Here is a 12,754-nt window from a genome sequence, read left to right as displayed (position 1 = left end):
AATCAGCCAATCAGCCAATCAGCCAATCAGCCAATCAGCCAATCAGCCAATCAGCCAATCAGCCAATCAGCCAATCAGCCAATCAGGAAAGTTTCAAATCGCCGTAGGCCGCCGTCCAGTCCTGATCGAAGCGCTGCAGCGCACTGTCCACGGCAGGATCGAGCAGGAACAGTTCGGCCACATCCGGATCGACGGTGATCGCCTCGCATCCGGCCAGCATGCAGTCCAGCACCTGCCGCGGCGTGCGGAAGCTGGCCGCCAGCACTTTGCTCTGCGGGCAGTGGAGCGACAGCAGACTTTGCAGCTCCTTAACCAGCATAATGCCGTCGCCGCCCTGCGCATCCACGCGGTTAACGTAGGGCGCAATATAGCTGGCTCCGGCCAGCGCAGCATAGAACCCCTGCCCCGCACCGTAAACGGCAGTGCCCAGTGTGGGGATATTCTGCTGCGTCAGCGCCTTGATTGCCGTCAGGCCGTTATGCGTTACCGGCACTTTCACCACCAGCGATGGGACAATTTCACGCAGTTGCAGTGCTTCATCCACCATCGCGGCGGCATCATAGGCGATAACCTGGGCAAACAGCGTGCTGTCGGCGGGCAAAATCGACGTCAGTTCCTGCAGTACGCTGCTTAACGGGCGCTTGCTGCGCGAGACGATACTGGGGTTTGTCGTTACGCCTTTAATCGGCAGAACGGTCGCAAGACGTTTTACTGCCGCAACGTCAGCAGTATCTAAATAGAATTCCATGGTGACCTCCGGTGGATAATACGATTCACAATAAAAAGTTTCATATGCAATATATTTTTATTTCATTAAAAAATAAATCTGTATCTCTGTATAAAACACGAGCGCTATCACATTGTAACAAACCGCTAAAAAAACAGCATAACATGCTGTTTAATAACATTTTTATTATAAATGAGTGTGAAAAACTTTATATGTCGCAAGCTGAGTTTGCTACCGCGGGGAGTTTCGAAACAAAAGAAAGAAAATATGAAAGAAAAGTACCCGTATTAGCCACGGGCTGATAAATAACGCCCAAGCCGCCGTCAGGCGGTCAGGCGGTCAGGCGGTCAGGCGGTCAGGCGGTCAGGCGGTCAGGCGGTCAGGCGGTCAGGCGGTCAGCACCTTGACTCCCTGCCCCGTTAAGCTGTCAACAAAATCTGCGGAAAGATGCCGATCGGTGATAATCGTATCAATATCGCCACGCTTCGCCACATTATAAGGGTAAAGTTTGCCAAATTTGGCGGACTTGGCAAAAACGAAAGAAAAGCGGCACAAAGGTGCAAAATTCGCCTCTTTTTTTTTGCACCTTTTCCGACGAAAATAGCGGATGTTTTTTCTACTTCAGGGCATGGAACCGTGATTAAAATGATCGCTGTCGATATGGATGGCACCTTTCTTTCAGACCAGAAAACCTATAATAAAGCCCGGTTTTTGGCGCAGTATCAGCAGATCAAACAGCAAAACATCCGTTTTGTCGTCGCCAGCGGCAATCAGTATTACCAGCTGATCAGCTTCTTCCCGGAAATCCGCAACGAGATTACCTTCGTCGCTGAAAACGGTGCCTATATCATCGATCGCGGGCAGACTCTGTTCTGCGGCGATCTCAGTGCAGATCGCGTGCAGCGCGTGCTGACGGTGCTGTCGGCGTTCCCGGACGTTCACGCGGTGCTCTGCGGCCCGCGCAGCGCCTGGATGCTGGGCTCTTCGCCGGATGCGCTGGTGACGCTGATGTCAAAACACTACCACCGCCTTGAACTGCGCGAGAGCTTTGACCATCTGAATGAAAGCGTCTTTAAGTTCTCGCTGAATCTGCCGGACGAAAAGATCCCTGAACTGATGGCGCACGTCGGCCATGCGCTGGACGGCATCGTCACCCCGGTTTCCAGCGGCTTCGGCTTTGTCGATTTGATTATTCCCGGCGTGCACAAGGCTCACGGGCTGGCGCTGTTGCAGCGGCAGTGGGGCATCGCCGATGAGGAAGTGGTTGCCGTTGGCGACAGCGGTAACGATATCGAGATGGTGGCCCATGCGGGCTTCGGCTTTGCGATGGCTAACGCGCAGCCTGCGGTCAAACAGGTTGCGCGCTATCACACCGAAAGCAATAACGACGAGGGTGCGCTGAATGTTGTCGAGCGCGTACTGACTCACAGTGCTCCGTTCGGCGGCTGATTCACTGCTTAGCGCCTGCGCAGACAGGCGCTTCCAGCCAAATCGACAGCCATCATCCGGGCAGCCTGAACGACGCGCTTTACCGTAGTCGGGCCATAAATCTCAGTTTCCGCGGCCAGGGCTGCCCTCATCCCTGCGCCACGACACCTTACGCGGAGAACATTTTCCTAAGTCAGATCTTCACTCAGCCGATCGAGCGAATCCTGCTGCAACTGCTGATACAGCGCAAATTCATCCTGCACCGTGCAGCCCAGCGCCTGCTCAAATGCCGCCTGGCTGGGATTTCCGCTGCTGACGCTGCTGGTGTCGCTGCCCAGATTGGACTGGAAAATCCCCGCCGCGCTGACCGGTAGAAAATCCTCGTAGATAATCGGTTCGGCAATCACCGCGCCGCTGGCGATCTGCGCCTCCAGATCCTGTCCCGGCTGCGCCACAGCGCCCGGATTGCGTCGGTAGCGGTAAAAGGCCAGTTCCTGCTGACGCAGCTCGGCATCGCTGTCCGGAAACGCGGCAAACACGGCGCTGAGATGCTGCTGATGAGCAGTGTTATCGCTAAACTTTTGCGCTGAAGCCTCGCGCAGCAGCCGATCGTACAGCTCGCGCCCCTTGCGGGTTAGCGCCACGCCGCGCTGTTCGATCTCACCAAAGCGGGCAGTGTGAGTACCCTGCACGCGATCGGAAAAACGGATCTCTTCATTCAGCGCCTTAAAACTGGTCTGCCGCAGCAGAATCGGGCAGCGGCGGCGCGGCGGGCCTTCAATCACCTCTTTCGGGCTGATGCCGTACGCCGGCATCAGCTGCTGCACGCGATCGATATCCAGCGTGCGCGGCGTCAGGTGGTTGATATGCGGCCCGCGGAAGCAGGCGACATCGGCAATCAGCCGGTGCTGGGCCAGTAGCGCATTATAGGTTGGCAGATCGACCGCCGCCTGCTGGTGCCAGCGGAAGGTTTCCAGCGCTTCGCTGACAAATTCGTCGGCCTCGTTCTCGCTGAATCCGCCCTGCTGCTGCCACAAAACCAGCAGCTCGCGCAGGCGCGGCGTATAAATATCGCGGCTGGCCAGCACATCGGCTACCCGCTGGCGCAGAGCCGGATCGTCAATCAGCTCCAGCCGCAGCAGCGAGGTAAATACACGAAAAGGATTGATCAACAACGAGGCTTCGCTTACCGGACGGAAGGCGGTGGAATGCACCGGCACGCCCGCCTCAGAGAGATCGTAATAACCCACCGCGGACATCCCCATCACCGCAAACAGCTGGCGCATGGTGGCCAGCTCGGCCGCGGTGCCCAGACGAATCGCGCCGTGACGCTCCACGCTCAGGCGATTCAGTTCCTCCGGGGATAATGCGCTGCAATCTCGCGCGGATTCCTGCTGATTCACTTCCCGCACCAGCTGTAGCAGCGTGCCGTACTGCGGCACCTCCGCCTGGTACATCGCCGACATGGCTTTGGAAAAACGGTCGCGTATCCGGTCGGCACTGATAAATCTGTCACTCATTGCAGCTCTCCTGAAAAAGCTCAAATTATCCCACTGGCAGCATAGTCACCCCGCCGCGAGTTGAGTACCGTTTGCATCACAGATTATCAATATTGTGAATCAGCCCCCGGAAGGCGGCTATTATCATCGCGGTCATTTCATCTCAGGGAGAACAAACATGCCACAACCCCGCATCGGCGTTGGCGTACTGATTTTTCGCGATGGCAAAATCCTGCTCGGCAAGCGGCTGGGCAGCCACGGTGAGGGCGACTGGTCGGCTCCCGGCGGCCACCTGGAATTCGGTGAAACCCCGCAGCAGTGTGCCGCCCGCGAAGTGCTCGAAGAGACCAGACTGATCCTCGGCGACACCGCGCTGGGCCCGTTTACCAATGACGTCTTCCACGCCGAGCAGAAACATTACGTCACGCTGTTCGTGCTGGCCCATGCGGCCAGCGGCACGCCGCAGCGCTGCGAACCGGAAAAATGTGCCGGCTGGCAGTGGTTCGATCCCGTCGATTTGCCACAGCCGCTGTTTGCGCCGCTGCGTTCGCTGCTGGCGCAGGAAGGTAGCCTGGCTCCGCTGGCAAAAACCCCGATTTAGCGCAGTGCGGCAGCAATCGCAAAAGCGCAGAATACGTGTAAAAACAGATAGTCAGCGGCAGAGTGAAACCATACAGTGAATTTATCACTTCGCCGCCGACGAGAACCCGATGAACGCACTGACCTCGATCCTTAATCTGTCTGCTCACCCGATTGACGATGCCACCTATACCGACGACTGTCGCCTTCAGCTGGCTGACTCCGGCGCACTGGTGCTGCGCGGTTTTCTGACCCCAACAGCGCTGGATATCATCAAAAAAGAGGGCGAAGAGAGTCAGCATCTGGCTTTCTACGCTAAAAGCCAGCACAACGTTTATCTGCAAAAAACCGATGAAACCTTTGCCGCCGATCATCCCCGTAATCGCCAGGTAGTTTCGTCGAAAGGCTGTATTACCGACGAAGAGATCCCGGTGGACTCGCCGCTGCGTACCCTTTACGACTCAGAAGTATTCAAAACCTTCCTGTGCGGCGTGCTGGACGAACAGCAGCTGTATCCCTACGCCGACAGCCTGTCATCGATCAACCTGCACTACGCACATAGCGGCCAGGAGCTGGGCTGGCATTTTGATAACTCGTCGTTTGCCATCACCCTGCTGATCCAGAAACCCGAAGCGGGCGGCGTGTTTGAATACGTCAGCCATCTGCGCGATGCGGAAGCCGGGGAGATGAATTATGACGGCGTGGGTCACGTGCTGAACGGCGAGCAGGAGGTACAAAAGCTGGAGATTGAACCGGGGGATCTGGTGCTGTTTCGCGGGCGCAACGCGCTGCACCGGGTGACCCCAACCGAAGGCGATATCACCCGTATGCTGGTGGTGCTGGCCTGGAATGCCCAGCCGGATATCGCGCTGTCGGAAAGCGCCCGAATGACCTTCTACGGGCGCCTCTAGCACTTAACTGACGCCTTAAACCTTAACGGGCGGCGAGCAGCGCCGCCCATCCGCGCTGGAAGATCTGACGGGTGCGGAACGCCACCAGCGCCTGCCAGTCAGCATCCTGCGGGTTGAAGCCTTCAAAGATCTGCCATTTCAGCTGCCGTCCCTGCTCGCTCGCCGGTTCACCGTACAGATGCAGCCAGTGGTCGTCGCGCACCCGGCGATGCATCTCATCCCCGGCATAGGTACCGCACTCCACCACCAGCTGGATCAGATCGGTTTCCGGCAGATTATCGAGCAGGAACTGCGAGAGATAGCCGGTAGCCGTGGCGGTCACCCCGGTTTCGCTGTCGCGGCCTGCGCCGGTAATCAGCACCGTCAGCCACTCGCCGAAGATCCGTCGCGCCTCATCCAGCGCCGGGTAAGGCCGTTCCGCGATCGCCAATAGCATCGGATGCCCCCAGGCACCCGCCCCGGTATGCAGATCGAAGCTGATAATGCGCTGCGCGTGCTGCAAATGATTGGCAATGATCTGTTTCAGCGTCAAATGCGACCAGCTGGCCCGGCTGCCGCCGAAGAAGATGCCGTCGGCATACTGATACTGTCCGGCCTCGACAATCTGCTTCACCCCGCTCCAGCCACGCTCGGCACACTGCTCTGCCAGCATGGCATCGGCGGCGACACGTTCAGGGCCGTTAACGTCGCGGCAGGTGTAGATCGCATGCAAATCGCGGTACGCGGCGTTGTCCGGCGCACCGACTGCGAAGTCGATAAAGTTGCGATTGAGGTCAGCGTTATCTTCATTGACCCGACGCAGGTGCGCGGTACCCCACGGGTTCAACAGGTGAACCAGCACCACCGCCACGTCATCCGGCAGCGTCTGGCCCTCCAGCGCGTCCAGCCAGGCGATCTGGCAGTCGGAACCGTAGTAGCCCTCCACGCCGTGGGTGCCGGAGATCACCAGCATCACGCGTGGCGCATCAGGGCGGCCCAGCACCGCCACCTCGGTGGAAAGCGCTTCGCCCTCGGGGCCAGTTAACGGGTGGTCGTAACAGGTGATGGTGCCGTCGTTGCGCGCCACCGCCGCCAGAAAGCGCGTCCGCTGCGCGGTAAAATCAGGAAGTGCTATCGTCGTCATTACTTATTCCGGGCGCTTGTAGACATCAAAACTGAAGTACTTCTTCGCTAACTTATCGTAGGTGCCGTTGTTGTGCAGTTCGGCCAGCGCCTGGTTAATTTTTTCGACCCGCGCCGTATCATCTTTGCGCAGGCCAATGCCGATGCCCTCACCGAAGTATTTCTGGTCGTACATTGGCTCACCGGCAATATGATAACCCGCGCCCTGCGGGGTTTTCAGGAAGCCGGTTTCGGCGGCGGCAGCGTTAATAAAGGTGGCATCCAGACGGCCCGAGGCCAGATCCGGGTAGATTTCGGCTTCATTCTGATAGCTCACCACCTGCACGCCCTGCGGCTCCCAGACACTTTTCGCAAAGGCTTCCTGAGTTGTGCCCTGCGCCACGCCGACCGATTTACCTTTCAGCATCGCGACGTCCGGCAGCAGCTTGCTGGCCTTTGACGTCAGCAGCGCGCTCGGGACGTTGTAGATCATATCGGTGAACAGCACCTGCTGGCGGCGCTTCTCGGTCATTGCCATTGCGGACAGAATCGCATCAAATTTACGCGCCTGAAGAGCCGGAATAATCCCGTCGTAGGCGGTCTGCACCCAGACGCATTTCACCTGCATCTGCTGGCACACGGCATTGCCCAGATCGATATCGAACCCCTGGAGCGATCCATCTGCCGCTTTGCTTTCAAACGGAGTGAAGGTCGGATCGACGCCAAAGCGCAGTTCTTCCGCAGCCTGCGACGAGGCGCTGAAGGCGGCCAGCAGGGCCAGCGCAGTAAGAGTAAGTTTTTTCATGGTAGATCTCCGGATTAATCAGGCGTTTACTCTCAAGTAATACCATGATTAATCGCGGAGAAATAAGGTTTTTAGCTTATAAAACAGGGAGAATAATTAGCAGGAGTGATAGCTATCCCTGCGGGAACATCTCCAGCAGACGGCGGGTTACGCCGTTGGTCCAGCCAAACCCGTCCTGCAGCGGATATTCCCCCCCGGCCCCCAGCAGCGCGGCATCACCGCTGACGTTGTATTTCTCCACCATTTTATGGTGCTGCTGATAGGTTGAAGACACGGTTCTCAGCCAGCGGCTGGCGATTTCATGCGCCAGGTTCTCGTCGCCGTAAATGCTGAAGCCCTTCACCGCCATCCACTGTAGCGGTGCCCAGCCGTTGGGGCTGTCCCACTGCTCACCGGTCTGCTCCATGCTGGAGAGCAAGCCGCCCGGCGCCAGCAGATAATCGCGCACCGCTTTCGCCGTACGGTTTGCCTGATCCAGGCTCGCCATGCCGACATAAACCGGGGTGACGGCAGCGGCGGAAAAGGTTGCCTGCTCACCGTCGCGCCAGTTGTAGTCGCGGTACAGGCCAGTGTCGTTATCCCACAGATAGTGGTTTACCGCTTCCTGCCGGCGACAGGCCAGCTGCTGATAGCGTTCGGCGGTGGCCTCGTCGCCCCGGGCCGCAGACAGACGGGCAATCGCCATCTCCAGCTTATAAAGGAACGCGTTCAGATCGATGGGGATGATGCTGGTGGTCTGAATACTCGCCAGCCGCCCCGGCTCGCTCAGCCAGCGCGAGGTGTAGTCCCAGCCCGACGCCGCTCCGGCGCGCAGGTCGCGATAAACCTCGCTGGACGGGCGTGATGAGTCGCGCGCGGTTTCCACGTCCTCAATATAAGACTCGTCGCGCGGGGTGTCGCGGTCGTCCCAGTAGCGGTTCAGCACCGCGCCGTCCGGCAGCATCACCACGTGGCGATACGCCTGATTCGGCTCCAGGCTTTCCTGCCCGTCCATCCAGAAGGCGTACTCGCTTTTCAGGTGACGAAGATAGCGCTGCGCTTCATTAACGCCGTTCTTCTCAAACAGCTCCACCATCATCGCAAAGACCGGCGGCTGCGAGCGGCTAAGGTAGTAGGTGCGATTGCCGTTGGGGATATGGCCGTAGCGGTCGATCATCCAGGCAAAGTTGTCCGCCATATTACGCAGTAGATCGCAGCGACCGGCGGCGGCAAAGCCCAGCATGCTGAAGTAGGAATCCCAGTAGTAGGTTTCACCAAATCGCCCGCCGGGAACCACATAGGGTTTCGGCAGCGGCAGTAGCGAGGAATATTCACAGTGCTGTTTCGGATGGCGGGTTAATACCGGCCACAGGGCATCAATATGTTCCGCCATGGTTTTTTCCGGGTCGGAAACATAATGACTTTCATTGACCTGCGGCAGATCGAAATTCTCCAACACGAAGTGAAGCAAATTAAAATCATCGCGCTCGCGGGCCAGATAATAACGAAACATAATGCGTTCCGGATCGAACTTTGGTGCACAGTCGGCAAACGTTTTACTGTCGCTAAAGATGCGCGATGTCTGCACCGCAACGAACAGCTCCTGATAGCGGTCCGACGGCGTGAGGATATCGGAAACCGGCAGGCCGCGGATGTGCTCCGGCTGCGGCTCCATCACCGCTTCAGGACCAGCTTCGTAATCGAGATACCAGTTTTCAAATTCGCCGGGAATGTTGTTTATCGTTTCGGTGTGATTGAAAGTGATAAAAGCCTCCTGCTGCCGGATATTAACGGCAGAATTCACATGATGAATTTATCGTACTGCTAATGAGTATAGTACCGGTGTCTCTTCACGCAACCCAATGTTTCTATTAATCTTAATGACATATTATTTCAAAAAATAAATGAAACATTAAATACGGTTTTTTTATAAAAAAAAGAAAACATCAGAGCGAATGAATAAACATAAACTGACAAATTCAGCTTCCAGCCGTATTTATTAAAAATAGCTGCCGCATAACAGGAGGTTAGCGTGACCTGGCTCACTGTTTTGCCGCAACCTAATTTCCCAGCTTTTTTAGCGGTAATCTTCAATCCGAACCGCAGATTAGTACGTTTTTCCTTGTGCAAGCCCGCCACCTCGCCCACTGCGCCGATACCACGAACCTGGTGGATCGCCCTGCTGATGGCCGTCACTTTCTTTATGGAAAATCTGGATGCGACGGTGATCGCCACCGCCCTGCCGCAGATGGCGCGTGATTTTTCGGTCAGCGCGATTGATATGAACGTGGGTATTACGGCTTTTCTGCTGGCGGTGGCGGTATTCATTCCGCTGAGCGGCTGGCTGGCCGCTTTGGCGAACGGCGCATTTTTGCCAGCGCTATCGTGCTGTTTACCTGCTATAACTCGTTGGGTTTTGCCGATGTGCCGCGCCCGCAGATGAGCGCTGCCGCTACGCTATTCAGCATGTTCTTCCAGTTCAGTATGAGTGCCGGTATCGCCTTTGCCGCACTGGCGCTGCGCGCCTCGATGTCTTTGCAGGCGCATCCACAGCCGCTGCCGGTAGATTTTTCCTGGGCGTTTATTGCCGTCAGCCTGCTGTCGCTGCTGGCATTACTTGACAATCTGCGACGGAAGGCAGGAACCAGCGAGCACGTTTTACAGCGCCAGCCGTAGCAATAATGGAAAATCTTGCGCATGTGATTTACTTCTCACTGCCGTGAAAATAAACTATCGCTCCTTCGTATTTCAACGAAATCCATTATCGCTTATCGCTAAAAACCCTCAGACAGAGGGTTTTAAATGAAAGGACCTTGTATGACGCTCCACCTCTGGTTGGCCTATACCGGCGTAATTGCCGCACTGATTGCGATTCCCGGCCCGTCGGCTTTAATCAGCATGACCCACGGCCTGCGCTTTGGCCGTAAACATGCGCTGGCAACGGTTGTCGGCGGCGTGCTGGCAGCCATGATGCTGATGACCGCCTCCGCGCTGGGTCTGGGTGCTATTTTGGCCGCCTCCACCACTGCCTTTACCATTCTGAAAGTGGTCGGTGCCGCCTATCTGGTCTGGCTGGGCATTTCCGCATGGCGCGATAACAGCCATGAAACGCCGGCGGCCACGCCGGAGATGGAAGACGCGCCGAGCGCGCTGCGACTGTTCCGTAAGGGCTTTATGGTCGGCATCAGTAACCCGAAAGATCTGCTGTTCTTCGCCGCGCTGTTCCCGAACTTTATTGATGCCAGCCAGCCGCACGCGCTGCAGTTTGCCACCCTGGCGATCACCTGGGCCGCGCTGGATTTCAGCATTATGTTCAGCTACGCCTGCGCCGGTCGTCGCCTGTCAGGGCTGTTCTCTAACCCGAAACGACTGCGGATGCTCAACCGTTCAACAGGCAGCCTGTTTGTCTTTGCCGGTGGCGCACTGGCCATCTCCGCGAAGTAATCCCCCAGGGCCGCCTCACAGCGGCCCTGCTGCTTTACAGCATCAGTCTCTCTACCCGGATATTCTGATTCGCCTGCGGATCGGCGGAATAAACAAAATGGTCAGAAATAAGAATAAATCGATCCGGATTTCATATTTTCGCCCGTTCACCAAACTCTTTTTTAAATACGCTGGCCACTCCCGGCATACAGGGATCGTGCGACATTAATATATCCACCTTTGCCCAGACTATTTCACCAGGCGTCACGCTTTCGCGCCCACTGGCCCGGGCGAGTATTTTCTGACTGATTGTCTGACCCATGTTAATTTTCTCTCTGCGCGATTATTCTCCGATAACTTAAATTTATTTTTAATTACCCTATCTATTTTCTGTGCGTTGGAAACGTGAAATATGCTAGTATCCTTTATTGTTTCTCCTTAAGAACAATCCGGGATAATAATGAGCGATTTTGAAAACCTGCACGGGATGATTATTTTTGCCAAAGTGGTGGAAACGCTAAGCTACACCGAAGCGGCAAAGGTGCTCGGGCTGGCGAAATCCTCGGTGAGCAAGGAGATTTCCGCGCTGGAAGTGCGGCTGGGGGCCAAACTGCTCACCCGCACCACCCGCCGAATCCAGGTGACCGAAGTGGGGATGACCTACTATCACTACTGCTATCGCATCCTGCACGAGGTGAAAAGCGCCGACCTGTTCATCCGCCAGTTCCACGAGGAACCCACCGGCAGCCTGCGCGTGGTTGCGCCGGTGACGTTTGGCTGCCAGTGCATCGTGCCGGTACTGAACCACTTTGTCGCCAGCAATATCCACGTCAGCGTCGATCTTGACCTCACCGATCGCCCGGCCAGCCTTGAGGACGATAACTTCGACCTGGCGGTAGTGATTAAGCGCGAGCTTCCAGGACACCGTAACTATCGCCCGCTGATGGATATTACCTGGGGAATTTACGCCGCTCCGGATTACTTGCAACAGCACGCGGAAATTACCAGCCCGGACGATCTTACCCGCCATGACTTTATTCTTTTTCGAGGCCCGGCGCATACCATCTCGCTGCCGTTCAGAAAAGAAAAGCAAAAAAAAGATATTGAAGTCCGCAGCAGATTTCGTGCCAACAACAGTATTGCACTGGTCAATTCAGCCATAGCCCAGACCGGCATCGCGTATTTACCAAGCTATATTGCGCAGGAAGCCGTTGATGAGGGTAAATTAGTTCACCTCCTGCCGGACTGGGAGATGGATATTTATAAATCCTACGTTCTGATGAAAACGGACAGCTATATTTCCCCGCGCGTCAGGTTATTCGTCGAGGCACTGCAAAAGGCGCTGAGTAGTAATTAACATTTCGGATTCAGGCCGGGAGATGGCAGTAATTAACGCTCCGGATTCATTCCAGGAGAGTAACAATAAAAAAACGCCCGTATTAGCGGGTGCTGATTGATTTTCGCGTTAATCGCGCCTGAAGATAGCAGCATCTGCCGTCGTCTCAGGCGCAGAAGCGGTAATCAGTAGTAGTTACCGTGACGGTAATCCCAGGTGGTGAAGATGTCGGACAGCATTGACATAATCTTATCCACGTCCAGACCTTTACGGATCAGTACCGGGCAAGGCGTGATGTTACGTTCGCCTTTCTGCTCTGGAACCAGCTTACCGTTTTCGTCCACCATCGCGACCATCACGCCCTGCTCGTAACGGGTCTTTTCAGATTCATTAGGCTGGATTGATTTCACGTAGTCGTTCGCAGCAATAATCAGGTCAGCGTGCTGTTCGATACGCTCGCCGATACCTTCCACCAGGCCACGGTTACCTTTACCTGACGGGTTAGCCGAGCTGGCGAAGGAGAACTTGCCGTGGTTTTCCCACAGTTCTTTTGCCAGGTTCTCACCAGGCACACCAAACTTGATCACGAAGCAGCTGGTCTGGCGGCGGTCCATCATCAGGTCTTTAGAACCGTCTTCCGGAATGCGCGCGACGGCTTCTTCTTTCCACGGCAGGATGCAGCCCAGCAGAACGTCTTTATCCCAGTGCTGCTGATACAGCTCTTCGATTTCCGGGTTCAGCTGCGCCAGCTCTTTCAGCTGTTCCAGCGAGCCGCACAGCACCACACCAGGCTTGTTACGGTTACGCTGTTTGGCATCGAACTTGCGCTCCAGGCCTTTCGCGTCGGAGGTCATGATGATGTAGCCCACTTTGGTAGGGCAAACGATCATGCCGCCTTCAGCAGACAGGATTTCAACGGCTTCCGGCTGTAAGCCACCATTCCAGTTAACGACTTTATTGCTCATC

At 56.1% G+C, this 12,754-nt stretch carries 15 protein-coding genes and 1 pseudogene; 8 read left to right on the top strand and 8 right to left on the bottom strand.

The window, feature by feature from the left end; translation table 11 throughout:
• Window positions 1-82 precede the first annotated feature (82 nt).
• Window positions 83-748, bottom strand: a complete 666-nt coding sequence (gene fsa / locus AC07U6_RS08995) for a fructose-6-phosphate aldolase (RefSeq protein ID WP_494764029.1) — start codon at window positions 746-748, stop codon at window positions 83-85.
• An 11-nt stretch (window positions 749-759) separates the two neighbouring features.
• On the opposite strand from fsa, the gene AC07U6_RS08990 reads away from it, so the two are divergent.
• Together AC07U6_RS08990 and AC07U6_RS08985 are read left to right on the top strand one after the other, a co-directional pair.
• Window positions 760-1,029, top strand: a complete 270-nt coding sequence (locus AC07U6_RS08990) for a hypothetical protein (protein ID WP_494764030.1) — start codon at window positions 760-762, stop codon at window positions 1,027-1,029.
• Between the two features lie 343 nt (window positions 1,030-1,372).
• Complete coding sequence (locus AC07U6_RS08985; protein WP_494764031.1) at window positions 1,373-2,176, top strand: Cof-type HAD-IIB family hydrolase; 804 nt, start codon at window positions 1,373-1,375, stop codon at window positions 2,174-2,176.
• Between the two features lie 167 nt (window positions 2,177-2,343).
• Here the strand turns inward: AC07U6_RS08985 and hglS are convergent, their stop codons facing one another.
• A complete protein-coding gene (hglS, locus tag AC07U6_RS08980; RefSeq protein ID WP_494764032.1) occupies window positions 2,344-3,675 on the bottom strand; it encodes a 2-oxoadipate dioxygenase/decarboxylase HglS in 1,332 nt (443 codons plus the stop codon).
• 157 nt (window positions 3,676-3,832) lie between these two features.
• On the opposite strand from hglS, the gene AC07U6_RS08975 reads away from it, so the two are divergent.
• Both AC07U6_RS08975 and AC07U6_RS08970 read left to right on the top strand, forming a co-directional pair.
• Complete coding sequence (locus AC07U6_RS08975) at window positions 3,833-4,255, top strand: nucleotide triphosphate diphosphatase NUDT15 (RefSeq protein ID WP_494764033.1); 423 nt, start codon at window positions 3,833-3,835, stop codon at window positions 4,253-4,255.
• Between the two features lie 109 nt (window positions 4,256-4,364).
• Window positions 4,365-5,144: a HalD/BesD family halogenase gene (locus AC07U6_RS08970; RefSeq protein WP_494764034.1), complete on the top strand. Its 780-nt coding sequence runs from the start codon at window positions 4,365-4,367 to the stop codon at window positions 5,142-5,144.
• A 22-nt stretch (window positions 5,145-5,166) separates the two neighbouring features.
• Here AC07U6_RS08970 and AC07U6_RS08965 read toward each other — a convergent pair whose 3' ends face one another.
• The 4 genes from AC07U6_RS08965 to AC07U6_RS08950 form a co-directional block, all read right to left on the bottom strand.
• A complete protein-coding gene (locus AC07U6_RS08965; RefSeq protein WP_494764566.1) occupies window positions 5,167-6,258 on the bottom strand; it encodes a DUF2817 domain-containing protein in 1,092 nt (363 codons plus the stop codon).
• A 12-nt stretch (window positions 6,259-6,270) separates the two neighbouring features.
• Window positions 6,271-7,050 (bottom strand): ABC transporter substrate-binding protein, encoded by a 780-nt coding sequence (locus AC07U6_RS08960; RefSeq protein WP_494764035.1) that lies wholly within the window; start codon window positions 7,048-7,050, stop codon window positions 6,271-6,273.
• Window positions 7,051-7,162: 112 nt separating this feature from the next.
• Window positions 7,163-8,815: an alpha,alpha-trehalase TreF gene (treF, locus tag AC07U6_RS08955; RefSeq protein WP_494764567.1), complete on the bottom strand. Its 1,653-nt coding sequence runs from the start codon at window positions 8,813-8,815 to the stop codon at window positions 7,163-7,165.
• Between the two features lie 107 nt (window positions 8,816-8,922).
• Window positions 8,923-9,225, bottom strand: coding sequence for a hypothetical protein (locus AC07U6_RS08950; RefSeq protein WP_494764036.1), 303 nt, complete (start codon window positions 9,223-9,225; stop codon window positions 8,923-8,925).
• On the opposite strand from AC07U6_RS08950, the pseudogene AC07U6_RS08945 reads away from it, so the two are divergent.
• From AC07U6_RS08945 to AC07U6_RS08935, 3 genes and pseudogenes are all read left to right on the top strand, one after another.
• A pseudogene (locus AC07U6_RS08945) lies at window positions 9,215-9,426 on the top strand (MFS transporter); the annotation flags it as partial. The gene AC07U6_RS08950 and the pseudogene AC07U6_RS08945 overlap by 11 nt on opposite strands.
• Window positions 9,415-9,705 (top strand): hypothetical protein, encoded by a 291-nt coding sequence (locus AC07U6_RS08940; RefSeq protein ID WP_494764598.1) that lies wholly within the window; start codon window positions 9,415-9,417, stop codon window positions 9,703-9,705. The pseudogene AC07U6_RS08945 and the gene AC07U6_RS08940, both read left to right, overlap by 12 nt.
• A gap of 141 nt (window positions 9,706-9,846) precedes the next feature.
• Window positions 9,847-10,473: a LysE family translocator gene (locus AC07U6_RS08935; protein ID WP_494764037.1), complete on the top strand. Its 627-nt coding sequence runs from the start codon at window positions 9,847-9,849 to the stop codon at window positions 10,471-10,473.
• Between the two features lie 130 nt (window positions 10,474-10,603).
• Here AC07U6_RS08935 and AC07U6_RS08930 read toward each other — a convergent pair whose 3' ends face one another.
• On the bottom strand, window positions 10,604-10,774 hold the full coding sequence (locus AC07U6_RS08930; protein ID WP_494764038.1) for a hypothetical protein: 171 nt from the start codon (window positions 10,772-10,774) through the stop codon (window positions 10,604-10,606).
• A 138-nt stretch (window positions 10,775-10,912) separates the two neighbouring features.
• On the opposite strand from AC07U6_RS08930, the gene AC07U6_RS08925 reads away from it, so the two are divergent.
• On the top strand, window positions 10,913-11,809 hold the full coding sequence (locus tag AC07U6_RS08925; RefSeq protein WP_494764039.1) for a LysR family transcriptional regulator: 897 nt from the start codon (window positions 10,913-10,915) through the stop codon (window positions 11,807-11,809).
• 164 nt (window positions 11,810-11,973) lie between these two features.
• On the opposite strand, the gene AC07U6_RS08920 is transcribed toward AC07U6_RS08925, so the two are convergent.
• Entirely contained in the window at window positions 11,974-12,753 is a 780-nt protein-coding gene (locus tag AC07U6_RS08920) for an L-threonylcarbamoyladenylate synthase (protein WP_200543595.1), read from the bottom strand.
• Between the last annotated feature and the right edge of the window lies 1 nt (window position 12,754).

The organism is Erwinia sp. GW821-FHT03D09 (genome assembly GCF_059420805.1).
This window is presented reverse-complemented; position numbering and strand designations above follow the sequence as displayed.

Coding starts and splice junctions, on each gene's coding strand:
- fsa (WP_494764029.1), bottom strand. CDS start 748: ATGGAATTCTATTTAGATACTGCTGACGTTGCGGCAGTAAAACGTCTT.
- AC07U6_RS08985 (WP_494764031.1), top strand. CDS start 1,373: ATGATCGCTGTCGATATGGATGGCACCTTTCTTTCAGACCAGAAAACC.
- hglS (WP_494764032.1), bottom strand. CDS start 3,675: ATGAGTGACAGATTTATCAGTGCCGACCGGATACGCGACCGTTTTTCC.
- AC07U6_RS08975 (WP_494764033.1), top strand. CDS start 3,833: ATGCCACAACCCCGCATCGGCGTTGGCGTACTGATTTTTCGCGATGGC.
- AC07U6_RS08970 (WP_494764034.1), top strand. CDS start 4,365: ATGAACGCACTGACCTCGATCCTTAATCTGTCTGCTCACCCGATTGAC.
- AC07U6_RS08960 (WP_494764035.1), bottom strand. CDS start 7,050: ATGAAAAAACTTACTCTTACTGCGCTGGCCCTGCTGGCCGCCTTCAGC.
- AC07U6_RS08935 (WP_494764037.1), top strand. CDS start 9,847: ATGACGCTCCACCTCTGGTTGGCCTATACCGGCGTAATTGCCGCACTG.
- AC07U6_RS08930 (WP_494764038.1), bottom strand. CDS start 10,774: ATGGGTCAGACAATCAGTCAGAAAATACTCGCCCGGGCCAGTGGGCGC.
- AC07U6_RS08925 (WP_494764039.1), top strand. CDS start 10,913: ATGAGCGATTTTGAAAACCTGCACGGGATGATTATTTTTGCCAAAGTG.
- AC07U6_RS08920 (WP_200543595.1), bottom strand. CDS start 12,753: ATGAGCAATAAAGTCGTTAACTGGAATGGTGGCTTACAGCCGGAAGCC.